Genomic DNA, 26485 nt, shown 5'->3' with positions numbered 1-26485 from the left:
CCAGACGCAAAATCGGAAAGCGTGTCGGATTTTGGCCTCAAATCATGCACTGACTAGGGAATATCAGTTCCGAGTACAACAAAACCACCAAAAAAGTGTGCTGCTTCACAACATTTTTGGTGGTTTCGTGTAGTTCGCCGGTATTGCAGTCCTACTGCGCCAGCTCGATCACGGCCATGTTCTTCTTGCCGCGTCGAACGATGGCATAGCGTCCGTGCAGGAAGTCGGCCACGCTGAGCACGGTGTCGATGCCTTCAACCTTTTCGTTGTTCACATACGCTCCGCCCTCGCTCACTGTGCGTCGGGCCTCCGACTGCGACTTGCTCAAGCCCGATGCATGCAGCACATTCAGGATGCCCAGATCGCCGGCCTCAACCTTGGCGGTTGGAAGCTCGGCGATGACCGATTCCAAGGTAGGCAAGTCGATCGCGCCCAGATCGCCATTGTCGAATACTGCGGCCGAAGCAGCGATCACCTGCTCGGTGGCCTGCTCCCCATGGACCAGGGACGTCACTTCCCAGGCCAAGGTGCGCTGGGCAACGCGCTTGAATGGGCGCTCGGCAACTTCGGCCTCAAGCTCGGCGATCTGCTCGCGGGTCAAGAAGGTGAAGACCTTCAAGCGGTCGATCACATCGGCATCAGCCGTGTTCAACCAGAACTGGTAGAAGGTGTACGGGCTGCACATTTCTGCATCCAGCCAGATGGCGTTGCCTTCGGACTTGCCGAATTTGGTGCCGTCCGAGTTGGTGATCAGCGGGGTGCCATAGGCGTGCACCGAATTGCCCTGAACCTTGCGGATCAGATCGGTGCCGCTGGTCAGGTTGCCCCACTGGTCCGAGCCGCCGGTCTGCAGGGTGCAGCCGTACTGGCGGTTCAGCTCCAGGAAGTCGTAGCCCTGCAGCACCTGGTAGGAGAATTCGGTGTAGCTGATGCCCTCGTCGGAGTTCAGGCGCGCGGCAACGATCTCCTTCTTGACCATGGTGCCCACACGGAAGTACTTGCCCACGTCGCGCAGGAAGTCCAGCGCGGAAAGCTGCTGGGTCCAGTCCAAGTTGTTCACCAGCTGTACCGCGTTCTCCCCCTCGGCAGAGAGGAAGCGGGAAACCTGGGCCTGGAGCTTGGCGACCCATTCGGTCACGGTCTCCTTGGTATTCAAGGTGCGCTCCGCGGTTTGGCGCGGATCGCCGATCAAGCCGGTGGAACCGCCGACCAAGGCCAGCGGCTTATGGCCGGCCAGCTGCAGGCGGCGCATGTTCAGCAGCTGCACCAGGTTACCCAGGTGCAGGGAAGGCGCAGTGGGGTCGAACCCGCAATAGTAGGTCACAGTCTCTTCGGACAGGGCGCGTTCCAGCTCGGTCTCATCGGTGGATACGTGCACCAGGCCGCGCCACTTAAGTTCCTGCCAGACGTTCTGAAAAGATGCGTCGTTGCTCTGACCCGCAATCACGGGATTCTGCTTGGTATCAGACATGCTCACTGTGACCATTTTCTGTCTTCGTTCTGCCCCTGTTACGCGTGAAGATCTCACGCGGTTCTGCTTTTGCACCGCGAGTTGGGGTTGCCGTCTCGGCGCGCAGTTCCCAGATTATCGCTTGGCCATGGACAAGTGCCAGTTGCCGGTCCCCGCCCTTGGTCACATCTGCTCGCGCCTAGTCCAATCCCTCGGGAAGCGGCTGGCTATGCACCAGATGCAGGCGCTGGGTGGTGCGGGTCATCGCCACATACAAATCCCCCACGCCGCCGTCGACTTCCGCAACCAGCTGTGCGGGTTCCAGGATCAGCACGCCGTCGAATTCCAGGCCCTTGGACTCGCGGGCGGTGATCACCACGATGTCCTGGCTCAATCCGCCCGATCCGGTGCCCACCCGATCGCCATGGACTTCCCTCACCGCAGAACGGATCCGGCCAAGGTCCTGCTGCGGAACGATAACCGCCTGCAGGCCGCCAGCGGAATAGGCCAATTCCTGGGCGAGCGCATCAAGAACCGCTGCGTCCAGATGCTCCTGCGTGGTTTTGGTGATCACCGGTGGCCAGTCGCCCTCGCGCACAGCCTGCGGGGTGGTGATGCGCAAGCCCGCGGCCTGGGCCACGCGCACAGCGGCATCGGCAATCTGTGCCGGGGTGCGGTAGTTGACCGTCAGCTCCTCAAGGTCGAACCGCTCCCCGAAGAATGGCTTGAGCGCCTGGGACCAGCTGTTGGCGCCCGAAGCCGCCGAGGTCTGCGCGATATCGCCCACGATGGTGAAGGACTTCATCGGGCAGCGGCGCACCAGCAGGCGCCACTGCATGGGCGAAAGCTCCTGTGCCTCGTCAACGACGATGTGCCCGTAGGCCCAGGTGCGATCGGCCACCGCGCGTTCGGCTGCGGAGAGCTTCGCTGCGGTTTCCTGGTTCACCCCGGCTACCTGTTCGGCGGTGATTACGCCATCGATGCCGGCGTTTTCCAGCATGGTGTGCATATTGGTCAACGCGGCCTTGGCGTTTTCGACATCCGCCTCATACTGCGCGGAGTGGGCGGCCGCATTGGGGTCCGCAAAGTCGCCGAGCAGCTGCGCGGCCTCATCCAGCAGCGGCACATCGGCCTCGGTGAACGGGGAGTTGGCGCGGCGGTACAGGGCGTCGCGCTCGGACTCCTTCAGGTGAGGCGCGGCGGCGGCGAGCAGGTGCGGGGTGGCAAAAAGCTCGGCCACCAGCTGCTGCGGGGTCATCGGCATCCAGCACAGGTTCAGCGCCACGCGCACATCGTGCGATTCGCGCACTTCCTGGGGCAGGTAGGAGCGGTCGGTGGTCGAGGACTGCCCGGCCGATTCCTCCAGCTTGCGGCGCAGCTGCTCGGCCAGGTCGCCCACCAGCACCTTTACGAATGTTTCGCGGGCCTCGTTATAGGGCTTGTGGGTGTGGCGGGCGCGTTCGCGCGCGTTGCGGACCATCTTCGGGGTCAGCGTCAGGCGGGTGCCCTCCACTACCACGGTGCGGTCAGCGGGAATCAGGCGCTGGCGGTTGCGCACGGCGTTGGCGACGACCTTGGCCATCGAAATATGGCCCTTGAGCCGGGCGACGGTGCGGTTGGTTTCGGGCACCGCATGCAGCCCGTGGTACAGATCGCCCACCGAGGACATCACCACGCCGGTCTCGCCCAGCGAGGGCAGCACGCGCTCGATGTAGCGCATGAAGGAATTCGACGGGCCGACGATCAGCACGCCGGCGTTCTTGAGCCGTTCGCGGTATTCGTAGAGCAGGAAGGCGGCACGGTGCAGAGCCACCGCGGTCTTGCCGGTGCCCGGACCGCCCTGGACCACCACCGCGCCGGGCAGCTGCGCGCGGATGATCGCGTCCTGCTCGGCCTGGATGGTGCCGACAATATCGCCCATGCGGCCGGTGCGCTTTTCGCGCAGGGCAGCCATCAGCGCGCCCTCGCCGTGATGGGTATGCCCCTCATCCAGCCAGGTCTCGTCGAGCACGTCGTCTTCGATCCCGGCCACGCTCCGGCCCTTGAGCATCAGGTGGCGGCGGCGGCGCACCCCGCGCGGGTTCAGCGCGGTGGCCTGGTAGAAGGGGGCGGCCTCGGAAGCGCGCCAGTCGATCATCAGCCGGTTCAGCTCTTCATCGGACAGGCCGATGCGCCCGATGTAGCGCGGGCCCTGTTCCTGCTCCTGGTCTTTCATGTCCAGCCGCCCGAAAACCAGCCGGTCCTGGACCGCGTCCAGCTGGGCGATCCGGTCCTCGTACAAGGTAGCGAAGGAGTCGCGCTCGGACATGTTCTGGAAGGTTCCAACGGCTCCCTGGGCCCGGGTGCGCTCAAGCTGCTCGACCTTTTCGGCGCGCAGTTCGTCGAGCCGCTCATACAAGCGGCCCACATACTCGGATTCAGCCAACAAGTCGCGTTCGATCGTCTCGGTCAACCTGGTTCCCTTCGCGCTCACAATCTGCATCCTGCGCAAAATCACAGGACAGATAATGATACGCGCCTTTAATCGCTGGCCGGTAATCCTCCGGGCGGGCTGGTGCGGCCCCTGGGCCATGTGGCGCCAGCTGTCCGCCTGCTGCTCGCTGTCTTGGTCCGCCGGCTGTTCGCCAGCGGCGTGAAACACTGCGCAGTATTACTGCGATCGGCCGTGAAATCAGGAGTGGACGACCTGCAGGGAATGCACTGTGTGCCCTTCCAGCTTTCCGCGTCCGTTCAAGCCATCCAGTTCCAGCACCACGCCGACTCCGGCGACCACGGCACCGGTTTTTTCAATCAAGCGCACCGAGGATCCGACCGTGCCGCCGGTGGCGAGCACGTCGTCGAGGATCAGCACGCGGGTGCCCGGCGCGATCTCGTCCTTGTGCACTTCCAGGCAGCTGGTGCCGTATTCCAGAGTGTACTCGTCGCGGTAGACCTCGCGTGGCAGCTTGCCGGCCTTGCGGATCGTGAGCATGCCCTTGCCCGAGGCATAGGCGGCGGCCGCGGCCAGCACAAAACCGCGTGCCTCAAGGCCAGCGACAATGTCGAATTGCCCTTCAAAGGGGGCGATCAGCTCGTCAACCATGCGGCGCAAGCCCACCGGATCGGCGAAAACCGGAGTCAGGTCCTTGAAGGAGATCCCGGGCTGCGGATAGTCGGGGACGATCTTGCTCAGTCGGTCCAGCAGGTCGCTAATGCTCTCAGAAGTAGTCACGCCTAGCAATTTTAGTCCTTCTGCCCGCCCGATGATGCGTCAGGATGCATAATCATGAGCACATTTTGGCCGCTGCCCATGCAATGGCGCGCTTAACGTTCCATCAATCGGTCGCTGGGCCACGGCAGCAATTGCGGATCGGCAGCCCCGTCGGCGGCGGCCGTGACACGGATGGAACCAGGAATTTCGCGGCCGGCAAGCCATGCCGCCAGGTCGAAATCGGTGCCGGACAGCACCCACGATTTCTCGCCTTGCCCCAAGACCATGCGGGCCTTGCCATGCGGTTGGAGGACCAGTCGCGTTCCTTGCGGCACGCGGGCCACCAGCGCCCTGAATAAATGGGCGCAGAATTCTGCCGGCCAGGTGGCCGGGGGTCGGATTGCCCGGTCAAGGTCCGTGGCGTGGATCAGCATTTCCCGCCACGTTGCGTACATCATGTCCGCGACCTGCGCCCCGGGACGATATCCGACGCCCGCTTCCCACTTCTGCTCGGCCTGCGGCAAGGACGCACGCAGTTGGGCTAGCGCCTCAAGGGCCAACGCCTGCAAGGATTCGGGGCGCATCAGCGCGGTCATGTTGATGGCCTCGATCCGCCCTTCGGCTCCCCCGTCGTACATTGGCGGCAAATCCTCGGTGCCGGCACGCTCAAACTGGCGCACCGCCGCTTTGGCCAGGGAAGCCAAATGGGCGATCAGCTGCGCGGTGCTCCAGCCCGGCAGCGAACTGGGTTTGGCGTAATCGGCGGCCGGGACCCCGCGCAATTGATCGGCCAGTTCGTCCAATGCGGAGGTGACTTGTGCGATAAGGTCGGCGGGAGCCAAAAGTTGTGCCATAGCACACACTTTAGCGCGGGTTGCGGGTTAACGCGCAAGCGGCCACCGCGCGGAGCATTCCGCATGGTGGCCGCCGCAAGCGGGCAGGCCGCGTGGCTGGATCCTAGCTAGCCCACGCCTTGATTTCCGCCAGCTGGCGTTCGAATTCCACCAGCTGGGCCGCAACGGCGCTCGGCGCGGTGCCGCCCTGGCCGTTGCGCGCGTTCAGCGAGCCTTCGGTGGAGAGGACTTCGCGGACCTGCGGGGTCAGGTGCTCGGAAATGCCGGCGTATTCCTCGTCGGTCAGATCCCACAATTCCACGCCCCGCGATTCGGCCAGCTGCACCGCGGCGCCGGAGAGCTCGTGCGCATCACGGAAAGGCACGCCCTGGCGGACCAGCCATTCGGCAATATCGGTGGCCAGCGCGAAGCCCTGCGGCGCCAATTCGGCCATGCGCTCGGTGTTGAAGGTCAACGTGCCCATCATGCCGGCGACGGCCGGGAGCAGGATTTCCAAGGTATCCGCGGCGTCGAAGACCGGTTCCTTGTCCTCCTGCAGGTCGCGATTGTAGGCCAGCGGCAGCGCCTTGAGGGTGGCCAGCAGGCCGGTGAGATCGCCGATCAGGCGCCCGGCCTTGCCGCGGGCCAGCTCGGCGATATCCGGGTTCTTCTTCTGCGGCATGATCGAGGAGCCGGTGGAGAAGGAATCGTGCAGCTTCACGAAGCTGAATTCCTTGGTCGCCCAGAGGATCACTTCCTCCGAAACGCGGGAAAGATCGACCCCGATCATCGCGGCGATCCAGGAGAATTCGGCAAAAACGTCACGGGCGGCGGTGCCATCAATCGAGTTGTGCACCGCAGAGTCGAAGCCGAGCTCGGCCGCGACGAAGTTCGGATCCAGGCCCAGGGTCTGGCCGGCCAGCGCACCAGAGCCATAGGGGGAAACCGCAGCGCGCTTGTCCCAATCGGCCAGGCGCTGCACGTCGCGCAGCAGCGGCCAGGAGTAGGCCAGCAGCAGGTGCGAAAGCAGGATCGGCTGCGCGTGCTGCAAGTGGGTGCGCCCCGGCATCGGGGCATACGGGTGGGCCTTGGCCTGTTCGACCATGGCATCGAGGGTGTCGATCACGCCGCGGGCAATGATGCGTGCGTGGTCCCGCAGGAACATCCGGCCCAGGGTCGCGATCTGGTCATTGCGCGAGCGCCCGGCGCGCAGCTTGCCGCCGAGCTGGGTGCCCGCGCGCTCGAGCAATCCGCGCTCGAGGGACCCGTGCACGTCTTCGTCGGATTCCGCGGCGACGTAGGCCTCGGATTTAACATCTGCTTCCAGCTGGTCCAAGGCGGCGATCATGTCGATCAGCTCGGCATCGGTGAGCAGGCCGGCGCGATTGAGCACCTTGGCGTGGGCACGCGAACCGGCAATGTCATAGCTGGCCAGGCGCCAGTCGAAATGGGTTGACTTGCTCAGCGCGGCCATTGCGTCCGCAGGGCCGCCGGAGAAGCGGCCGCCCCAGAGCGATCCTTCATTTGTTGACGAGGCCATGGCCCGTTCCTTTCTGCCGGTGAAAATTGCACTGCACCCCACTCTAGCAAAGTTTTATGCAATGTTGCTCATAAATATTCATTGCGTCGGGGATTCATGCATTTTTCGCCGTCGCCCGACACGCAGAAAACTCGATGTTTAACCTCTTCCAGTCCACAGCGCCCGGGCGTAAGGTGTTGCCATAACCGAATCGGAACTATCTTCGGAGGTACGAAATGGAAATCCAGTTGTACCGTGGTGACATCACCACCCTGCACGTTGATGCCATTGTGAACGCAGCCAACCCTTCACTTCTAGGTGGTGGCGGAGTTGATGGAGCAATTCATGAAGCTGCCGGCCCCAGCCTGCTGGCTGCCTGCCGAGAAGTCCGCGCACAGCGCTACCCCGACGGAATCCCTTCAGGAATCGCCGTGGCCACGAAGGCCGGAGATCTTGATGCGAAGTGGGTCATCCACACGGCCGCGCCGAATTTGGCGCTGATCAAGCCCAACCCAAAAATTTTGAACGATTGCTTCGTGAACTCGCTCTATGTGGCAGCACGCCACGATGCCCACTCCATCGCCTTCCCTGCCATCGGCGCCGGGGCCTTCGGCTGGGAGCCACAGCAGGTGGCAGACATCGCCCATGAAGCCATCGATCGCTGGATCGATACCAACAAGCACATCTCGCCGATCCACAAGATTGTGCTGGTGGCGCATACCGATGAAGTCCAGGCCGCTTTCGAGCGGGCCTTCGACCTCGACGCCGTCCAGGAATTGGCAGCCTGATTCCCGCAACGATCCTGGCAGAGCACTGCCGCGTCCTTCCTTAGCGAAGGGCGCGGCAGTGCTCATGTCCGGGGTGGTGGAAGCGCGCCTGGTCAGGTGCGCGCAAAATAGCTATTGCGCCGCGGCTGCTGTTCGGGATCCAGATGCCTGGGCAGGATGACGTGGGGCAAGCCCTTGATCTTCACCAGCCGCAAATACCCGCTGTGGACCATGACGTGATGGGTTGAGCACAGTGGACAGCAATCTTGCAGCCGGGTATGCCCGCCTTTGGACCACGGCTTGAAATGGTGGAATTCCAGCAATGTCGGTTCGACCGTGCAGCCAGGCACCAGGCATCCGCCGTCGCGGTCACGGGCGGCAAGCTTCATCCACCGCGGGAAGAGCCGGGCATCGCGGCCGATGTCCATGATCAACCCGTCGGCGTTGTAGATCGGGCTCAGCACCTTCGCTTCGCACAGCATGGTGCGCAATTCGGGCGCGGAAAGCTTCACGCCGTGGGCGGTGATTCCGTGCAGCGAGGCCAGATCGTTGAGATCCTCATAGCTGGCGTGCACGACGATTTCCGGGGTGATGCGCTTGGTGCTGTTTTCAGGGTCGATATTGCGCAGCACCGCGTTCAGGGCGTTGAGCCTTCGCTCCGGGATGGTGCAGGAGCCTGGCATTGTCGGCGCGGCGGCACCGGGTGCTGTGCGATGGGGCGGATCTGCGTCGCCGGGCGGGGAATCTTCGCCGCGGGCCCATTCAGGCAGCGGATCATCGCTGTGCCAGAGCTCATCGGGTAGTTCGCCGGGTAGTTCGCCGGCGGGCTGTTCATCGATCGGGGTTCCTTGATCCGGGGATTCTTCGTGCGGGGTTGCTTCTTCCAGCGGCCCAGAATTCCCGGATCGCTCGGGCTGCTCGGACTGCTCGGACTGCTCGGACTGCTCGGGCTGGGGATTTTCGGACGCCTGGCGGGCGGCTGCTCCAGCCTGGGTGCGCTTGTTGTCGGCCTGCGCGATCAGCGAGATCCAAAGCTCGGCATCCAAGGCGCACACGCGGACAATGAATTCATGCACGCCATTGACGACCCTGCCGCGGAAGAGGCCCAGCGGCGGAGTGCGGGTCTGCGCATGGGCATCCTTGTACTCCTTGATGAGCGTCGCCAGGTGCTTTTGACGGGTGCGCACCGGAATTTCGGCCAGCAGCGCGCTGGCATGCTCCTCTAAGAGCGCGCCGTCGGGCGCGGTGGCGGTGGCCGAGGTGGGGATGCCGTCGAAGGTGGTGTCCTCGGGTTCGAACTTATCCAGCGCCCGGGCGGTTTTGAGCACTTCGCGCGGATCGCGCAGGTGATGCAGATCAGGCGGCGACCAGGGCGAAGACGCGTTGGAGGACGCGGCCAGCGGATCCGAAGCAGTGGCGAAATGCTCGGCCAGAAGGGTGAAGCGCGGTGCGCAGGCGGCTCCGGTCACCTCGCGCCGGGCATGCACCAGATGCGCGTCGTCCACCCGGCGGGAAGCCTCGAAGTAGTTCAGGTCGAGCAGGTTGGCCAGCAGGTTTGCGGCGTCCTGGTAGACCGTGCGTCCGGCGGCAAAGCGCGGTTCGGCGCTGAAGTCGGTGCGGCCGGCGCACAGATCGTCGAATTCCTGAAGATGCAGGGCATGGGCGGCGGTGGTTTCCACGAGGCTGGCGGCGATGATATTCGAGCGGGTGGCCTGGCGGCTGAAGGCTTCTGCAAACTGGGCATAGGCCACGGCGGCGCGCGGGTCCGCCAGCTGTTCGGCCTGGCGGGAAAGGCGGGCCATCAGCTTCAGGCACAGGGATTGGGCCTGTAGCAATTGCGGCGCGCCCAGCAGCTGCTCATCGTCCCCCTGATCGGCCATCTGGTCGGCCAGCGCGGTGAGCGTGCGCGAGAGCTGCTGCATTTCCATGCATCGATGCTCCGGCGGCGGGCACGGATTAAGCAGCACGCCGCCGCGCACTGTGGATAAGTGCGCGGCGGCGTGGCGTGCTCAAGGGGCGCGGCTAGCGCGGTTCGGCCAGCTGCAGGAAGCGGGCGGCCACCTCGGCTCCCCCGTCGATATCCCGGGTGGTGACCATGATGGTGTCATCCCCGGCGATGCAGCCCAGGATCGAGGGCATTTGCGAGTGGTCGATGGCCAAGGCCAAAAGGTTCGCGGCCCCCGGCGGGGTGCGCAGCACCACGATGTTCCCGGAGGCTTCGGCGGTGACCAGCTGCTCGGCGCAGATCTTGGCCAGGCGCGCGTCGAGCACTTCCTGGGTGATGGCGGTCTGCGGGGAACGGTCCCCGCCTTCCTGGCGCACGGCGTAGATCAGCTGGCCGGAGTGGTCGCGGATGCGCACCGCGCCGATCTCCACCAGATCGCGCGAGAGCGTGGCCTGGGTGACCTCCAGCCCGTCGTCCTTGAGCAGCCCGAGCAGCTCGGCCTGGGATTTGACTGAATTGTTGCCCAGAAAGGCGCGGATGCGGGCCTGCCGGGCGGTTTTGGTGCTTGGCTGGGCGGACATCCTAGAGCTCCACTCGCGAATCTTCGGCCAGGCCCGAGGCAACCATCAGCCAGGCCATCACGGCCTTCTGGGCGTGCACGCGGTTTTCCGCCTCGTCGAAGACCACCGATTGCGGGCCGTCGATCACCTCGGCGTCGATTTCGTAGCCGCGGTAGGCCGGCAGGCAGTGCAGAACGATGGCGTCGTCCTTGGCCAGCTTCATCGCCGCGGTGCTCACCGAGTAGTCGGTGAACAGCTTCAGCCGTGCTTCCTTCTCATCCTCCTGGCCCATGGATACCCAGGTGTCGGTGACCACCACGTCGGCGTCCTCCAGCGCGGCGGCGGCATCGGTGGTGATCGTGACCGATCCCCCGGTCAGCGCGGCGCGCTCCTGTGCGGCGGCGACGATCGAGGCGGCCGGCAGGTAGCCCTCGGGGCCGGCGATGCGCACGTGCATGCCGGCGGTGACCCCGGCCAGAAGGTAGGAGTTGGCCATGTTGTTCGCCGCATCTCCCAGGTAGCTCATAGTCAGGCCCGCGGTTTTGCCCTTGTGCTCGCGCACGGTGAGCAGGTCGGCGATCAGCTGGCAGGGGTGGTAGTCATCGGACAGCGCATTGATCACCGGCACCGAGGAATTCGCGGCCATTTCCTCCAGCCCTGACTGGGCATAGGTGCGCCAGACGATGGTGGAGACCATGCGCTCAAGCACCTTGGCGGAGTCGGCGATGGATTCCTTGTGGCCCAGCTGGGATTCGCCGGAGTTGATGATCAGCGGGGATCCGCCCAGCTCGGCGATGCCGGCGTGGAAGGAGACCCGGGTGCGCGTGGAGGTCTTGTCGAAGAAGACCGCAACGGTCTGCGGGCCGGCGTAGGGCTGGTAGCCGTACTTGTCGGCCTTCATTGCCGCGGCCAGATCAAGCACCTTGGACTGCTCGTCGGGGGTGAAATCCAGGTCGGTCAGGAAGTGGCGGGTGGCGCTCATGGGTGGTGCTCCTTTAATGCTGGGGGGGGCCGCAATGGGCGGGGGCGGAGTTCTAGGCGGAGGCGATCAGCTTCGGCAGGGCGGCCAGGAAGCTGCCCAATTGCTCTTGGGTGATCACCAATGGCGGGGCCAGGCGGATGGTGGAATCATCGGTGGCGTTGATGATGAATCCGGCGTCCAGCGCCGCGGCAACCAGCTTCGGGGCATTGGCCTGGGCCAGCTCAAAGGCGGTGAGCATGCCTGCCCCGCGCACCGCGCTGATCCCGGGCACCGCAGCGAGCTGTTCGCGCAGCCAGTGGCCGTTGGACCGGACCTGGTCCAGCAGGTTCTGGGATTCGATGGTGTGGATGACCGCCAGGCCGGCGGCGCAGGCCACCGGGTTCCCGCCGAAGGTGGTTCCGTGGTCCCCCGGGGTCAGCCAGGCGGTGTTCTCCTGGCCGAAGACGATCATCGCGCCGATCGGGAAGCCGCCGCCCAGCCCCTTGGCCAGGGTCATGACATCCGGGATCACCGGTGCCGAGGCGAAGAAGGAGCCGGTGCGGCCCATGCCGGTCTGCACCTCGTCGAAGACCAGCAGGGCGCCGGCTTCGCGGGTGATGTCGCGAGCCGCCTGCAGGTACTGCGCGGAGAGCATCTTCACGCCGGCTTCGCCCTGGATCGGCTCGATGAACACCGCGGATACGGTCTCGTCCACCGCGGCGCGCAGCGCATCGATGTCCCCGGCGGGGATCCAGCTGACATTCTCGGGCAGCGGGGCGAAGGGTGCGCGGTACTTTTCCTTGTGGGTCAGCGACAGCGCGCCCAGGGTGCGGCCGTGGAAGGCCTGTTCCAGGGCGACCACGCGGGTGCGCGGGGCATCTTCGGTGCCGGCGTTGCGCCGGGTGAGCTTCAGTGCGGCCTCGTTGGCTTCGGTGCCGGAGTTGGCGAAGAAGACCTTGGAGCCGGCCGGGGCCGCGGAAATTTCCAGCAGCTTTTCGGCCAGGGCGATCTGGCTCGGGGAGGTGAAGAAGTTCGACACGTGCCCCAAGGTGGCCAGCTGGCTGGCGATCACGCTGGTGAGCAGCGGATTGGCGTGGCCCAGGGTGTTGACGGCGATGCCGCCGAGCAGGTCCAGGTACTGGTTGCCGTCGGCGTCCCAGACATGGCAGCCGGCCCCGCGCACGAGCACGCGCTGCGGGGCGCCGAAGACGCCCAGCAGGGACTGCTGGTAGCGCTCGGCGAGCACCGAGGAGGAGAGCTGGGCCAGCTCCTGCACCTGGTCGGTGGCCAGTTCAATGGTCTTGGGAGTGTGCGCGGTCTGCTCGCTCACTTGCCCTCCTTCAAGTTGGTGTGGGAGGCCGGGAGCACCTGGGTGCCCACGCCGGCGGTGGTGAAGATTTCCAGCAGCATCGAGTGCGGGGCCCGGCCATCGACGATGTGGGCCTGGCCCACGCCTTCGTCGACGGCTTTGAGGCAGGCGCCCATTTTGGGGATCATGCCCGATTCGAGGCTGGGCAGCATGCCGCGCAGCTCGTCGTTGGTGATCGAGCTGATCAGCGAGGACTTGTCCGGCCAGGCTGCGTACAGGCCCTCCACGTCGGTGAGGATCACCAGCTTGGTGGCTCCCAGCGCGCTGGCCAGGGCGGCCGCGGCGGTATCCGCGTTGACGTTGAGCACCGCGCCGGTCGGATCGCCCTGCGCGTCGAATTCCGGGGCGACGGTGGAAATCACCGGGATCATCCCGGCATCCACCAGCGAGTCCACCTGGTCGGTGCGCACCCGGGTGACCTCGCCGACCAGTCCCAGGTCCACCGGCTGCCCGTCGACCACGGTGCCGGTGCGGATCGCCTGCAAGGTGGCGCCGTCCTCCCCGGACATGCCCACCGAGTAGGGGCCGTGCGAGTTGATCAGGCCGACCAGGTCGCGCTGCACCTGGCCGGTGAGCACCATCCGCACCACGTCCATGGCTTCGGGGGTGGTCACGCGCAGCCCACCGCGGAACTCGGACTTGATGCCCAGGGTGTCGAGCATCTTGTTGATCTGCGGGCCGCCGCCGTGCACCACCACCGGGTTGATTCCGGCATGGCGCAGGAACACGATGTCCTCGGCGAAGGCGCGGCGCAGCTGATCGTTGACCATGGCATTGCCGCCGTATTTGATGACCATGGTGGTTCCGGCAAAGCGCTGGATCCAGGGCAGCGCCTCGATCAGTGCTTCGGCTTTGGACTGGGCGATATCCAGGTTGGTGCGGGCGGTGTGGGCCATGGGTGATTCCTCGGGTGCAGCCTAGCTGGAGTAGGCGGAATTTTCGTGGACGTAGTCGTGGGTCAGGTCGTTGGTCAGCACGGTGGCTTCCTCGGTGCCGGCGTTCAGGTCGATCTCGATCGAGACATTGCGCTCTTCGAGCGAGACCAGGTTGCGGTCTTCGCCGACCCCTCCGTTCTTGCAGACCATGACGCCGTTGATCGACACGTTGAGCTCATCGGGCTCGAAGGCGGCCTTGGTGGTGCCGACCTCGGAGAGCACCCGGCCCCAGTTCGGGTCCCTGCCGAAGACCGCGGTCTTGACCAGGTTGGAGCGCGAGACGGCCTTGGACACTTCCAGGGCGTCGGCCTCGGTAGCGGCGTTGAAGGTGCGGATCGCGATGGTGTGGTCCGCTCCCTCGGCATCCTCGATCAGCTTTGCGGCCAGCTCGCAGCAGGCGTCGGTGAGCGCGTCGGTGAACTCGGCGATGTCCGGGGTGGTGCCCGAGGCGCCAGAGGCCAGCAGGAGCACGGTGTCATTGGTGGACATGCAGCCATCGGAGTCCGCGCGGTCGAAGCTCATCGCGGTGGCGGCGCGCAGCGCGGTGTCGGCCTGGGCGCTGGTGAGCACCGCGTCGGTGGTGAGCACCACGAGCATCGTGGCCAGCGCCGGGGCGAGCATGCCCGCGCCCTTGGCCATGCCGCCGATGGTGATCTGGGCCGAACCGGCCGGGCCCACCACGCGGGAGACCAGCTTGGGCACGGTATCGGTGGTCATGATGCCGGCGGCGGCCTCATCGGCGGCGGCTTGGCCGCTGGCCAGCGCCGTCGCGGCGGCTTCGATGCCGGGCAGCAGCTTGTCCATGGGCAGCTGCACGCCGATCAGCCCGGTGGAGGCCACGGCCACGTCCCCGGCGGAGACATCCAGCAGCCCGGCCGCGAATTCGGCGCTCTGGTGGGTGTTGCCGAAGCCTTCGGCACCGGTGCAGGCGTTGGCTCCGCCGGAGTTCAGCAGGACCGCGTCGATGCGGCCATCGGCCAGCACCTGCTTGGACCAGTACACCGGGGCGGCGGCCACGCGGTTGGAGGTGAAGACCCCGGCCGCGGTGAACTGAGGCCCGAGGTTCTTGACCAGAACCACATCGTTCTTGCCGGTGGACTTCAGCCCGGCTGGCACGCCGGCGGCGGTAAAACCGGCCGGGGCGGTGACACCCGTGGTGGCTGCCGATGGGTGGGTGCTGGTATAGGCGAGACTCACGGTGCGACTCCTTGCATGAGCAATCCGGTATTTTCTTCCAGGCCGAGCGCGATGTTCATCGACTGGACCGCGGCACCTGCGGTGCCCTTGGTGAGGTTGTCCAGGGCGGCGGTGACGATGACGCGGTTGGCGTGCTCGTCGAAGGCCAGCTGCAGCTGGACGTGGTTGGAGCCCTGGACCGCACCGGTGGTCGGCCATTGGCCCTCGGGCAGCAGGTGCACGAACTGCTCGTTCGCGTAGGCCTGTTCCCAGGCGGCGCGCAGCGCCCCGGCGCTCACCCCGGGCTTAACCTTGGCGGTGGCGGTGGTCAGGATGCCGCGCGGCATCGGGGCCAGGGTGGGGGTGAAGGACACGGTGACCGGCTGGCCGGCGAGCTTGGAGAAGCCCTGCTCCATTTCCGGAATGTGCCGGTGGATGCCGCCCACGCCGTAGGTGCTCATCGAGCCCATGACTTCGCTGCCCAGCAGGTTCGGCTTCAGCGACTTGCCGGCCCCCGAAGTGCCCGAGGCGGAAACGATGACCACGTCGTCGGCTTCCAGCAGCCCTGCGGCAAAGCCCGGAGCCAGGGCCAGCTGCCCGCCAGTGGGATAGCAGCCGGGCACGGCTACGCGGCGGGTGCCCACGAGCTTCTCGCGCTGGCCCGGGAGCTCAGGCAGGCCGTAGGGCCAGAAGCCTGCATGTTGTGAACCGTAGAATTTTTCCCAGGCTGCTGCGGATTCGAGCCGGTGGTCCGCGCCGGCGTCGATGACCAGGGTGTTTTCCGGCAGGGCCGCGGCGACGGCGGCCGAGGCACCGTGCGGCAGGGCCAGGAATACGACGTCGTGCCCGGCGAGGTTCTCTACCGTGGTGTCCACCAGGACGCGGTCGGCGAGCGCATGCAGGTGCGGCGCGATGGAACCGAGTCGCTGCCCGGCCTGGGAATGCGCGGTGATCGCGCCAATCTCTACTTCTGGATGGGCTGCAAGGATGCGAAGGACCTCACCGCCGGCGTATCCGCTGGCGCCGGAGACAGCTACTGAAATCGTCATGACCAGATTCTATCGCGAAATATTCATGTGCGCTAATAAATATTCATAAAATACTTCGTCACGTAACCCGACATCCACCAAGTCCTGTCCCCACCATGGCGGGCAAAGTCCTAAACTGGCCGTAGAGGCCCGCCGGAACACCCCGCAGACACCGCGTATTTCAGGAGCACCGCATAATGCAGCAACAAGCCATCGTGGTCAACGAACCCACCGACGCCACCGGATTGCAGCTAACCCGAATCCCCGTCCCCGCCCCAGGCCCCGGACAGCTGCTGATCAAGGTCGCAGCCACCGGCGTCAACTTCATCGAAACCTACCAGCGCAGCGGCGTCTACAGCGTCGACTACCCGTTTGTGCCGGGTTCCGAGTTCTCCGGAGTGGTGGAGCAGATCGGCCAGGGCGTCCAGAACTTCAAGCCGGGCGATCGCGTAGCCACCGCCTCAGGCGTGGCCGGATACTCGAACTATGCCGTGGTCGATGCCGAACTGACCGCCAAGGTCCCGGACTCGGTGGACCTGCATATCGCTGCCGCCCTGCCCTTGCAGGGCATGACCGCCCACTACCTGGTCCACTCCAGCTACATGGTGCACAACGGCGATGTCATCCTCACCTATGCCGGCGCGGGTGGCGTGGGGCTGATCCTCACCCAGTTGCTCAAGCTCAAGGGCGCCACCGTGATCACCACCGCCTCCAGCCAGGAGAAGAAGGACCTGGCCAAGGCCGCCGGAGCCGACTACGTGGTCGACTACAACCAGGTCGCCGAAACGGTCGAGAAGATCACCGGGGGCCAGGGCGTGAACGCGGTCTATGACGGCATTGGCAAGGACACCTTCGACACCTCCTTGGCAGCACTGCGCCGGCGAGGCACCTTGGTGCTCTTTGGCGGCGCCAGCGGGCAGGTCCCGGATTTCAACCTGCAGCGCCTGAACGCTGGAGGATCGCTGACCGTGACCCGCCCCAAGCTCGCCGATTTCCTGACCTCGGAGCAGGAAATGCACTGGCGCTTCGGCGATATGGTCGGCTGGGTGGCCACAGGCAAGATCGATGTGCGCATCGGAGCCCGGTACCCGCTGGCCGAGGCGGGCACAGCACATGCGGCGCTGGAATCGCGGGCCACCACCGGCAAGGTCATCTTGCTGCCGTAGCTACCAGCTTTGGGTCCGGGGAACAACATTGTGGCCGGCGCCCCGGGCCCAAGGCGTAGCAGTTGCGAAATCAGTGAGACTTAGCCGACAGTTCAGCCGAATCAGCCGAACCCGTTCATCCACTGCCCATTAAGATAGGCACTGGATCCCCCGATCCACCCCTCCAGCATCCATATCCTTTGTGGGACGCTCTCCCCCAGCGCCCCGATTCCATTTACGCAGTTAAATGAGAAGGGATGGATCCGTTCATCATGGACAACGATCAAGCTACGGCGCCGGATCAAGAAATCTATGCTCCCCAGTTTCCTTCCGGTGCCCTGGCCCCGGCTCCTCGAACACTTTTGGACATCCTGCAGGCGACCGCCCGGGCATACCCCGACGCCCCCGCCATTGATGACGGGGAGCGCACCGAGAGCTACGCCGAGCTCATCGAGGAGGTCAAGGCCAAGGCCCGCCGCTTGCATGAGCAGGGGCTGGGCGCTGGCGACCGCATTGGGGTGCGCGTCGAATCCGGCACCCGCCACCTCTACGAATGGATCCTGGCGATCCTCTGGGTGGGCGCCGCCTACGTTCCGGTGGATGCCGATGACCCCGACGAGCGGGCCAAAACCGTCTTCACCGAAGCCCAGGTGGCCGGAATCATCAAGGGCACCGGCACCATCGTGGCCGAATCCGGGCGGCCCAAGCCATTCGCCGCGCCACGGATGCCGGGACTGGAGGATGACGCCTGGATCATTTTCACCTCGGGTTCCACCGGAAAGCCCAAGGGTGTCGCGGTATCCCACCGTTCGGCCGCGGCCTTTGCCGATGCCGAAGCGCAGATGTTCCTGCCTGCCGACCCGCTAAACACCACGGACCGCGTGCTCGCCGGGCTGTCGGTGGCCTTCGACGCCTCCTGCGAGGAAATGTGGATCGCCTGGCGCAACGGCGCCTGCCTGGTGCCTGCCCCGCGCGCCCTGGTGCGCAGCGGCATGGACCTGGGCCCCTGGCTGATTTCGCGATCCATCACCGCCGTCTCCACCGTTCCCACCTTGGCGGCACTGTGGCCCGCCCAGGCCCTGGACTCGGTGCGGCTGCTGATTTTTGGCGGCGAAGCCTGCCCGCCCGAGCTCGCCGGCCGCCTGGCGACCGAGGGCCGCGAGGTCTGGAATACCTATGGCCCCACCGAAGCCACGGTGGTGGCCTGCGGTGCCACCATGGACGGCAGCCTGCCGGTGCGCATCGGCCTGCCTCTGGCCGGATGGGACCTGGCAGTGGTCGACCCCCAGGGCATTCCGGTGGCCGAGGGCGAATCGGGCGAGCTGATCATTGGCGGCGTGGGCCTGGCCCGCTACCTGGATCCCGAAAAGGACGCGGAAAAGTACGCCCCCATGCCCACCCTGGGCTGGGAGCGCGCCTACCGTTCCGGCGATATGGTCGTCAACGACCCGTTGGGGCTGATTTTCATCGGGCGCGTTGACGACCAGGTGAAAATCGGGGGCCGGCGCATCGAGCTGGGCGAAATCGATGCCGCACTGAACTCCTTGGCAGGAGTATCCTCGGCGGCGGTGGCGGTGCGGGAAACCGCCACCGGCAACAAGATCCTCGTCGGATACCTGCAAGCTCCCGAAGGCTATGACCTGCCGGCGGCCCGCAGCGCGCTCCTTGAAGACCTGCCCGCACCCATGGTGCCGATCCTGGCCGTCATGGACAGCCTGCCGATGAAAACCAGCGGCAAGGTCGACCGCAACGCCCTGCCGTGGCCATTGCCCGGAGAAGAAAACACCGGGGCCGCCGGCGATTCGCCGCAGCTGGATGAAGCGGGCAGCTTCATTGCCGAGGCCTGGCAGGGCGCCTTGGGCACCCCGGTTTCCGGCCTTGACTCTGACTTCTTTGCCGCCGGCGGCGGATCGCTCTCGGCGGCCCAATTGGTCTCCGCCCTGCGCGTGCGCTACCCCGATCTGACGGTCGCCGAGCTCTACGACTACCCGCGGTTCGGCGCCCTGGCGGAGTATCTCGGCGGGCAGCAGGCCGCCAGCGAGCCGGTGGAGCCTCGCACCGTGGCCCGCACCAGGCGCAGCACCCAGCTGGCGCAAACCCTCGTGGCCTTCCCGCTGTTCATCCTCTCCGGCCTGCGCTGGTTCACCTATGTGGCGATCGGGCACCTGGCGCTGGCGGCCCTGGGCGTATTCGACGCCCCGCTGCCCGTGCCCTGGTACGCGGTCGCTGCGCTCTGGCTGGTCTTCGCCACCCCGGCCGGGCGGATGTCGCTGTCCATCCTGGCCAATAAGCTGCTGCTGCGCGGGCTGGAACCCGGCATCTACCCGCGTTCGGGATCCGTGCACCTGCGGCTGTGGCTGGCCCAGCACGTGGCAGATGTGGTCGATCCGATCTCGCTGTCCAGCGCCCCGCTGCTGCCGTGGTACGCCCGGATGCTCGGAGCAAAAATCGACCGCACCGCAACCTTGCACACCCTGCCTCCGGTGACCGGAATGCTCGCTGTGGGCCCCGGGGCCACCATCGAACCCGAAGTGGATGTCAGCGGCTACTGGATCGATGGCGACAAGCTGCATGTCGGGGCCATCGACATCGGCGCCCATGCCTCCATCGGCGCACGCAGCACTCTGATGCCCGGTGCCGTCATCGGCGATCATTGCATCGTCGACGCCGGTTCGGCCGTCTACGGGCATACCCGCGCGAACTCGCGCTACGCCGGATCCCCGGCCACCCGCCAGTCCAAGGCCAAGCCCAAATGGCCCGAGGCCCAGCCGGTGTACCGCGCAGCGCCGCGCCTGCTCGCCGGCATCGCATCCCTGCTGCTCAACCTGTGGCAGTGGATCCCGGTGGCCATTGCCCTGCTGGCCATCACCCCGATCTTGCGGCCGGCCGATTCGCTGGCCGGAATCGGGTGGAGCTTCATCCCGGCCGTCCTTGTGGCGGCGCTGGCCTGGTTCCTGTCGAGCATGGCCTTGACCGTCGCCGTGGTTCGCTTGCTGTCCATCGGCCTGGTTGAAGGCTGGCACCCGGTCACCTCCCGCGTGGGCTGGCAGGCCTGGGCTACCGAACGCGTGCTTGATACCGCCCGCGACCAGCTCTTCCCGCTGTACGCTTCGCTGTTCACTCCGATCTGGCTGCGCCTGCTGGGTGCCAAGGTCGGACGGGATGTGGAAATTTCCACAGTGCTGCTGATCCCCAAGATGACCACCATCTCCTCCGGCGCCTTCCTGGCCGATGACACCATGGTGGCCTCCTACGAACTCGGTGGCGGATGGATGCATATCGCCCCGGTCCGCGTGGGCAAAAAGGCCTTCCTCGGCAACTCCGGCATCCTGCATGCCGGGCGCCGGGTACCCAAGCGCTCGCTGATCGCGGTGCTCTCGGCCACCCCGAAGAAGATGAAACCCGGCACCTCGTGGATCGGTTCTCCGCCGAACAAGTTGCGCCGCACCACAGTGGAAGCCAAAACGGAGCGGACCTACCGACCGGGCATGAAGCTGAAAATCATGCGCTCCTTCTGGGAGCTGGCCCGCAGCCTGGCAGTATTCACGACCGTTGCCATCGCCGGCGGGGTGCTGTGGGCGCTGGCGGCTTTGGCCACCCATGCCGGCGTCTGGGCGGGCATTTTGCTCTCCGGCGCGGTGCTGGTGATCGCCGGCGCAGTGGCCGCGGCGATCGCGGTGGCCGCCAAGTGGCTGGTGGTCGGCCCAATCCGCCCCGGCGAGCACACCCTGTGGAGCTCATTTATCTGGCGTACCGAAATGGTCGATTCCTTCACCGAGCTGGTGTGCGCCCAATGGTTCGCCCGCCTCGCTTCGGGAACCCCGGCCCTGGTGTGGTTCCTGCGTGCCCAGGGCGCGAAGATCGGCCACGGCGTGTGGTGCGAAAGCTACTGGCTGCCCGAAGCCGATCTGGTGACCCTTCAGGACCATTCCACGGTCAACCGCGGCTCGGTGCTGCAGACCCACCTATTCCACGACCGCATCATGTCCATTGACGCGGTCACCCTAGGTGCCGGAGCAACCCTCGGCCCGCACAGCGTGATCCTGCCGGCCGCGCAGATCTCCGAGGGCACCACCACCGGTCCGGCCAGCCTGATCCTGCGCGGCGAGGTTCTGCCCGCCAATACCTACTGGCGGGGCAATCCGGCAGTACGCTGGAACATCAACCCGGATACGCACCTTCCACAGCCCGCCACACAGGAAGCCTGAGGCAACACACCGATGCACCATCGCATATTGGATGAGTACACCAAGCACCACGGCTCCCCGGACTACACCGTGGAGCACTACGACGTGAACCTCGTAGTGAAGCTGGCCAGCAACCACCTCGATGGCCGGGCGATGCTGCGCATCCGCGCCCTTGTGGACCTCAACGAGATCGCGCTGAACCTCAACGGGCTCAAGATCATCAAGGCCACCTGCCAGGGGCGCAAAGTCTCCGTGGCCAAGAAGCACCACCGCGTTGTGGTCTCGACCCCGAATCGGGTCAAGGCCGGCGAGCATATCGAGCTGAACCTGCGCTATGGCGGCAACCCCGCGGTGGATAACGGGCCTTGGGGCGAAGTCGGCTGGGAAGAGCTGACCGACGGCATTCTCGTTTCCGGCCAGCCGGTCGGGGCTTCCACCTGGTTCCCCTGCAATGACCACCCCAGCCACAAGTCATCGTATCGCTTCGAGGTGTCCACCGACGCCGGATACCGGGTCGTTGCCAATGGCGATTTGCTCTCCCAGCGCCGTTCGGCCAGCCGCTCCACCTGGATCTATGAACAGCGTGAACCGATGGCGACCTATCTGGCCACCTTGCAGATCGGGCGCTATGTCGAGATCGCTTTTGACCGCGGGCACCATCTGCTGGCCTACTCGGTACCGGGCAACGACTTGGCGGTGCGTGGCGCCTTTGCCAAGCAGGGGCAGATGGCCGAAATCTTTGAACGCAAATTCGGCCCGTACCCCTTTGAGAATTACAAGATCGTGGTGGTTGACGACGACCTGGAAATTCCGCTGGAAGCCCAGGGCATGAGCATCTTCGGGCGCAACCACCTGTCCCTGGACTGGGAGGCACAGCGGCTGATCGCCCACGAGTTCGCGCACCAATGGTTCGGCAACTCGCTGACACCTGCTGGGTGGAAGGACATCTGGCTGAATGAAGGGTTCGCGTGTTTCAGCGAGTGGGTCTACTCCGAACACTGTGGTGCCATGCCGATGGAACAGCGTGCCCGCTCAGCCTGGGAGAAGCTCAATGCCCTCCCCCAGGACCTCATGATCGGGGATCCCGGCCCGGAGGACATGTTTGATGATCGCGTCTACAAGCGCGGTGCGCTGGCTCTCTACGCGCTGCTCAAAGAGCTGGGCGATGAAGCGTTCTACGAGATGCTGCGCGATTGGACGGGCACCTATCAGCATGGAAGTGTCGATGCGAAAAAGTTCAGCAAGCACCTGAAACAGCATGCGCCCGGCATTGAAACTGATCAAATTCTGCACAGTTGGCTTGCCGACCTCCAGCTGCCGCCCTTCCCGGGCTGAGCGCCGGGCCCGCCGGTCGCCTCGTTCAGTTCCGGTTCATTGGCTGTTCATCCACTGATTCTAGGCTTGCCACTATGAGCGTAGAAATCCCCCTGCTTGATGATGCTTTCCGCGGCTACTCGGTGCTCGACGATGATGATGACGATCCATTGTTGCTGCGCGCCGATGGCAGCGTGGTCGATACCTGGCGCGAGGACTACCCTTACGAAGAGAAACTCGACCGCGAAACCTACGAGCTCGAAAAGCGTGCCTTGCAGATTGAGCTGCTCAAACTTCAAAAGTGGGCCAAGGCCAAGGGCCGACGCATCATGATTGTTTTTGAAGGCCGCGATGCCGCCGGCAAGGGCGGGACGATCAAGAGATTCACCGAGCACCTGAATCCCCGTGGCGCCCGCGTCGTGGCCCTGGAAAAACCCAGCGATCGGGAAACCACCCAGTGGTACTACCAGCGCTATGTGCAGCATTTCCCGTCCGCCGGGGAAATCGTGCTGTTTGACCGCTCCTGGTACAACCGTGCCGGTGTGGAACGGGTCATGGGATTCTGCACGCCAGCCCAAGCGGGCCATTTCCTCGATCAGACGCCCCTGTTTGAACAACTCGTGGTGGACGAAGGCATTGATCTGGTGAAGTTCTGGTTTTCCGTCTCCGCCAGCGAGCAGCTCACCCGATTCACTATTCGCCGCCTTGATCCCGTGCGCCAGTGGAAGCTCTCCCCCATGGATCTTGAATCCCTGGACAAATGGGACAAGTACACGGAAGCAAAGAAGGAAATGTTCCTCAAGACGGACACCGACCACGCCCCGTGGACGGTAGTGAAGTCCAACGACAAGAAGCGCGCACGGCTTGCGGCCATGCGCCATGTGCTGAACCGCTTTGATTACGCGGGCAAGGACCATGAACTGGTCGGATCACCCGACCCGCAGATCGTGGGCCGTGCAGCAAACGTCATCACCCACGGCGAAGAATTCTAGGTCCCTACAGAATTCTGCCGAACGGCAATCGCGGTGGCCAGCAATCCGTGCCCCGCCCGATCCTCGGCCGTCCAGTGCCCGGAAACCACTGACAAGTCTGTGCCCAGATGCAAGGTCCCGGCCTGCAGGATTCGGGCGGTGAAGGCCCCGGGCCGCTGGCCCACACTGATCTCGCATTCAAGGAAATCCAGCCATCGCCGTGCCATCGGAAACCAGGTTTTGAAGACGCTTTCCTTGGCGCTGAAAATCAGCTTGTCCCAGGCGATGCCCGGTTCCAGGGTGGACAGCCGGTCTACTGCCTCTTGTTCAGCTGGCAGCAGGAGAAGATCCACGGTGCCTGGCGGCAGCGCCAAATGCGGCTCGGCGTCAATGCCGATCCCGCTCCACTGATCCGAACTCGCCACGGCAGCGGCCCGCAGCCCTTCGCAGTGCGTCATGCTTCCCACGACACCCTGTGGCCAGACCGGTGCCCGGTGCTCATCAGGCACCAGAACATGTCCGCCGTGGCCTAGTTCAGCGAGCGCTTGCCGGGCACAAATGCGCACCGTGCGAAATTCTTGCTGGCGGGATTCGACCGCGTTGGCCACGTAGATCTCTTCGGACCGGTACCGAGGCCCCTCGTCCAGCTCCGAACGCGTTTCTGCCACGTGTACTGACGCGGGCAGCAGCTTGTTGAAAATGCGCATCAATCGTCGCTAGAAGCGTGAAGATCCGCCGGAGCCAGAGAAGCTGCCGCCTCCGGAATATCCGGTAGACACCGACCCGGATGAGCTGGCGGATTCCCGCGACTGGTCTACCGAGTTCGCGCCAGAGGTGTAGCCGGTGTGGTAGCTGCTGACGCTCCAGTACATCGCGCCGGGGTTCAATACGTCCAAGATGGTCCCGCCACGTGGGCTATGGCTTCCGATGGAGTTGCGCGAGCGTTCCATCGCCTCGCGCATCTGTTCCTTCTCCTCGTCATTTTCTGCATAGGCGTCGATTTGGGCCTTGGCAAACTCGTCCAGGCGCTCGGTCAGTCCTTGGCGAAGATCGGAGAGCTGGTCCAATGCCTGATCTACATCGATTTCCTCGGTCTTCAATTGGGTGCCCAGTGCTTCCAGCGATTCTGCGGCTGTCACCCGGTACGAAGCCAGCGCCGCGGCACTGCCTGCCAATTCGGGTTCAGCGTCATCAATGAGCGTGGAAATCTGCGATAGGTCATCGGCGAGCGGCTTGGTTTGCGCACGCCATGCGTCTTCCCATGAAGCCGAGCGAGTGTAGAGTGCAGCGGCGGCAATGATGGCGTCGTCGGTGCGGTCGAGGTTTTGCGCGTCGTCCTTGAATATCTTGGCGGCTTCCACGCCATCGGTTGATGACCGGTACTTCTTCCCAGCTATGTCCAGCTTGGCTTGCGCATCGAAGGTTTCGCGATAGTTGGCCATGAAGTCGGCAAAGCGGCGTTCCAGCTCCGCGGCGTGCGCCGATCCTGTGGGCAGAGTTTTTGCGGCGAGCTCGGTTTCTTCCAAGTCCATCGTGACATTGGTCAGATGCTCTCGTCCTGCGTGAAAATCCTGGGCAAAGTTCTTGCGTCGCGAAGAACGCACTGCGGCAGTGGCTCCCAGGACAATTCCGGTGCCGCCTCCTCCGGCTGCTACGGTCCACCAGAGCGCAGGGCTCTTGTACCACGGCCGATTCATGATGCCCGAGGCCTTGGTGGCTACGGCTATCACGCCATCGGTCCACCGTGACAGGTTGAAATCGTCGTAGCCTTTTTCTTGGATGCTTTCCATCTGGCCGGTGCTGACCTTGCGGTCTTCGCCGAAGTACGTGCCGATTTGCCCGTCTCCGGGTCCTTCGACGGACAGGGTGATGATCAGCAGCCCATCGGCCCAGTAGTCCCCGTAGTCCTCAGGCTTATCCGAAATCCATTCCGGATGGGATTCACGGGCGAATTCGAGGGTTTTTGCATTGATGTCATCCGAGTATTCGCCGTTGCGCGTATAGACCGCGACGTTGGTCGGTTCGTTGAAATCCAGATCATCGAGGGCATCTGAAAGCCGTTCACGATTGATCACGCCAGCGGTATCGTCGATGGTCACTGTCCCCAGGTTTTCACCGGCGTGGATTTGCACTGCGGTCACGGCGTGGGCCGGTGCCACCGCGGTGAAGAATCCCCATGCCAGGATTGCCAAGGCACTGACAGCGCGCCCCTTTCGAATGCTACGTGTCATGCTCGCTTCTCCTTAGACCGATGCCAGATGGTGAGTCGACGACTGCTTCCACCAGTTTATCGATCAAAAGGGGTTTTAGCCGCGGGACCAGCCGAGCCATGGTCCAGCTCGTCACGGTCCGCTGCTCCGCCGCTCCCCGGAGCACGCATCAGCTTCTCCCTGGGCGCCATTCGCCATGACGTGATGCATTGCTCAGCGATGGGGCTCCCTTTCGGATTATTGCCTAATCAATAAGCAAAAACCGCTCCGGACTAGTGCTGAAAACCGGATCAGGCATTTGATTCAAGCACGATGGCATGGAAAACGGCGGTAAAATTGCAGAATGACTAGCATTGACGATTCAGGGGCATCCGTCCTTTCAGAACCAGAGCGCGAAATCCTCACCTGGGACACCTTCGGCGAGGCATCCCGCGAACTGGCACAGACCATTGTAGACAGCGGCTTCGAGCCGGAAATCGTCCTGGCCGTGGCACGCGGCGGCCTGCTGCTGGCCGGCTCGATTTCCTACGCCCTGGGCGTCAAGGCCTGCGGCGCCCTGAACGTGGAGTTCTACACGGGCATCGGCACCGTGCTTCCTGAGCCAGTGGTGCTTCCGCCAATGCTGGATGATGGCCACCTGCGCGACAAGAAGATCCTGATAGTCGACGATGTCTCCGACTCCGGCCGCACCTTGGAGAAGGTCGTCGATCTGGTCTCCGCTTGGGGCGCAGATGTCAAGACCGTCTGCCTCTACACCAAGCCGCGCACCATCATGGTGCCGGACTACGAATGGCGCCGCACCGACAAGTGGATCACCTTCCCATGGTCGGACCTGCCACCGGTTACCGCTAGCGCAGCAAAGTAATTTTTTGATCTTCAGCAGGGAACGATGCCCGTCGTTCCCTGCTTTTGCTTAAGCATGCAG

Annotated in this window: 20 protein-coding genes; 6 read left to right on the top strand and 14 right to left on the bottom strand. The window is 64.6% G+C overall.

Annotation, left to right across the window (positions count from 1 at the left end):
• Window positions 1-151 precede the first annotated feature (151 nt).
• From tyrS to argH, 5 genes are all read right to left on the bottom strand, one after another.
• Complete coding sequence (gene tyrS / locus AC6CHO_RS11885; RefSeq protein ID WP_498215166.1) at window positions 152-1471, bottom strand: tyrosine--tRNA ligase; 1320 nt, start codon at window positions 1469-1471, stop codon at window positions 152-154.
• A 178-nt stretch (window positions 1472-1649) separates the two neighbouring features.
• Window positions 1650-3923 carry a HelD family protein gene (locus tag AC6CHO_RS11880; RefSeq protein WP_444660339.1) on the bottom strand — a complete coding sequence of 758 codons (2274 nt, stop codon included), beginning with the start codon at window positions 3921-3923 and terminating at the stop codon, window positions 1650-1652.
• A gap of 198 nt (window positions 3924-4121) precedes the next feature.
• Complete coding sequence (locus tag AC6CHO_RS11875) at window positions 4122-4670, bottom strand: adenine phosphoribosyltransferase (protein ID WP_060701176.1); 549 nt, start codon at window positions 4668-4670, stop codon at window positions 4122-4124.
• 83 nt (window positions 4671-4753) lie between these two features.
• Entirely contained in the window at window positions 4754-5494 is a 741-nt protein-coding gene (locus AC6CHO_RS11870) for a maleylpyruvate isomerase family mycothiol-dependent enzyme (RefSeq protein ID WP_146278095.1), read from the bottom strand.
• A 103-nt stretch (window positions 5495-5597) separates the two neighbouring features.
• Complete coding sequence (gene argH, locus AC6CHO_RS11865; protein ID WP_146278094.1) at window positions 5598-7013, bottom strand: argininosuccinate lyase; 1416 nt, start codon at window positions 7011-7013, stop codon at window positions 5598-5600.
• A gap of 215 nt (window positions 7014-7228) precedes the next feature.
• On the opposite strand from argH, the gene AC6CHO_RS11860 reads away from it, so the two are divergent.
• Window positions 7229-7780 carry a macro domain-containing protein gene (locus tag AC6CHO_RS11860; protein WP_146278093.1) on the top strand — a complete coding sequence of 184 codons (552 nt, stop codon included), beginning with the start codon at window positions 7229-7231 and terminating at the stop codon, window positions 7778-7780.
• Window positions 7781-7872: 92 nt separating this feature from the next.
• On the opposite strand, the gene AC6CHO_RS11855 is transcribed toward AC6CHO_RS11860, so the two are convergent.
• From AC6CHO_RS11855 to argC, 7 genes are all read right to left on the bottom strand, one after another.
• On the bottom strand, window positions 7873-9687 hold the full coding sequence (locus tag AC6CHO_RS11855; protein ID WP_498215160.1) for an HNH endonuclease signature motif containing protein: 1815 nt from the start codon (window positions 9685-9687) through the stop codon (window positions 7873-7875).
• 94 nt (window positions 9688-9781) lie between these two features.
• The gene (locus AC6CHO_RS11850) at window positions 9782-10285 is read right to left on the bottom strand and encodes an arginine repressor (RefSeq protein ID WP_060701171.1); all 504 of its coding nucleotides are present in this window, start codon (window positions 10283-10285) and stop codon (window positions 9782-9784) included.
• A 1-nt stretch (window position 10286) separates the two neighbouring features.
• A complete protein-coding gene (gene argF / locus AC6CHO_RS11845) occupies window positions 10287-11246 on the bottom strand; it encodes an ornithine carbamoyltransferase (protein ID WP_498215159.1) in 960 nt (319 codons plus the stop codon).
• Between the two features lie 52 nt (window positions 11247-11298).
• Window positions 11299-12555 carry an acetylornithine transaminase gene (locus AC6CHO_RS11840; protein ID WP_498215158.1) on the bottom strand — a complete coding sequence of 419 codons (1257 nt, stop codon included), beginning with the start codon at window positions 12553-12555 and terminating at the stop codon, window positions 11299-11301.
• The gene (argB, locus tag AC6CHO_RS11835; RefSeq protein WP_498215157.1) at window positions 12552-13490 is read right to left on the bottom strand and encodes an acetylglutamate kinase; all 939 of its coding nucleotides are present in this window, start codon (window positions 13488-13490) and stop codon (window positions 12552-12554) included. Before argB ends, AC6CHO_RS11840 begins: the two co-directional genes overlap by 4 nt.
• 21 nt (window positions 13491-13511) lie before the next feature.
• Window positions 13512-14726, bottom strand: coding sequence for a bifunctional glutamate N-acetyltransferase/amino-acid acetyltransferase ArgJ (argJ, locus tag AC6CHO_RS11830; RefSeq protein WP_498215156.1), 1215 nt, complete (start codon window positions 14724-14726; stop codon window positions 13512-13514).
• Window positions 14723-15754 (bottom strand): N-acetyl-gamma-glutamyl-phosphate reductase, encoded by a 1032-nt coding sequence (gene argC, locus AC6CHO_RS11825; protein WP_498215155.1) that lies wholly within the window; start codon window positions 15752-15754, stop codon window positions 14723-14725. The genes argJ and argC overlap by 4 nt, the downstream gene beginning before the upstream one ends.
• A gap of 176 nt (window positions 15755-15930) precedes the next feature.
• Here argC and AC6CHO_RS11820 point away from each other — a divergent pair, with 176 nt between their 5' ends.
• From AC6CHO_RS11820 to ppk2, 4 genes are all read left to right on the top strand, one after another.
• Window positions 15931-16899 carry a quinone oxidoreductase family protein gene (locus AC6CHO_RS11820; RefSeq protein WP_498215154.1) on the top strand — a complete coding sequence of 323 codons (969 nt, stop codon included), beginning with the start codon at window positions 15931-15933 and terminating at the stop codon, window positions 16897-16899.
• A 251-nt stretch (window positions 16900-17150) separates the two neighbouring features.
• Window positions 17151-21086 carry a Pls/PosA family non-ribosomal peptide synthetase gene (locus AC6CHO_RS11815; protein WP_498215153.1) on the top strand — a complete coding sequence of 1312 codons (3936 nt, stop codon included), beginning with the start codon at window positions 17151-17153 and terminating at the stop codon, window positions 21084-21086.
• 12 nt (window positions 21087-21098) lie between these two features.
• On the top strand, window positions 21099-22400 hold the full coding sequence (locus tag AC6CHO_RS11810; protein ID WP_498215152.1) for a M1 family metallopeptidase: 1302 nt from the start codon (window positions 21099-21101) through the stop codon (window positions 22398-22400).
• A 74-nt stretch (window positions 22401-22474) separates the two neighbouring features.
• Window positions 22475-23371, top strand: coding sequence for a polyphosphate kinase 2 (ppk2, locus tag AC6CHO_RS11805; protein WP_498215151.1), 897 nt, complete (start codon window positions 22475-22477; stop codon window positions 23369-23371).
• On the opposite strand, the gene AC6CHO_RS11800 is transcribed toward ppk2, so the two are convergent.
• The gene (locus AC6CHO_RS11800) at window positions 23368-24057 is read right to left on the bottom strand and encodes a 4'-phosphopantetheinyl transferase family protein (RefSeq protein ID WP_498215150.1); all 690 of its coding nucleotides are present in this window, start codon (window positions 24055-24057) and stop codon (window positions 23368-23370) included. The genes ppk2 and AC6CHO_RS11800 overlap by 4 nt on opposite strands.
• A gap of 9 nt (window positions 24058-24066) precedes the next feature.
• Window positions 24067-25581, bottom strand: coding sequence for a DUF5129 domain-containing protein (locus AC6CHO_RS11795; RefSeq protein WP_498215149.1), 1515 nt, complete (start codon window positions 25579-25581; stop codon window positions 24067-24069).
• Window positions 25582-25903: 322 nt separating this feature from the next.
• Here AC6CHO_RS11795 and AC6CHO_RS11790 point away from each other — a divergent pair, with 322 nt between their 5' ends.
• Window positions 25904-26425, top strand: coding sequence for a phosphoribosyltransferase (locus AC6CHO_RS11790; RefSeq protein ID WP_444660356.1), 522 nt, complete (start codon window positions 25904-25906; stop codon window positions 26423-26425).
• The last annotated feature ends 60 nt before the right edge of the window (window positions 26426-26485 follow it).

The sequence above is a fragment of the Glutamicibacter sp. GQ173 genome (assembly GCF_059759215.1).
The sequence above is the reverse complement of the archived record's forward strand: the minus strand, read 5'-3'. Positions and strand labels throughout refer to the sequence as shown.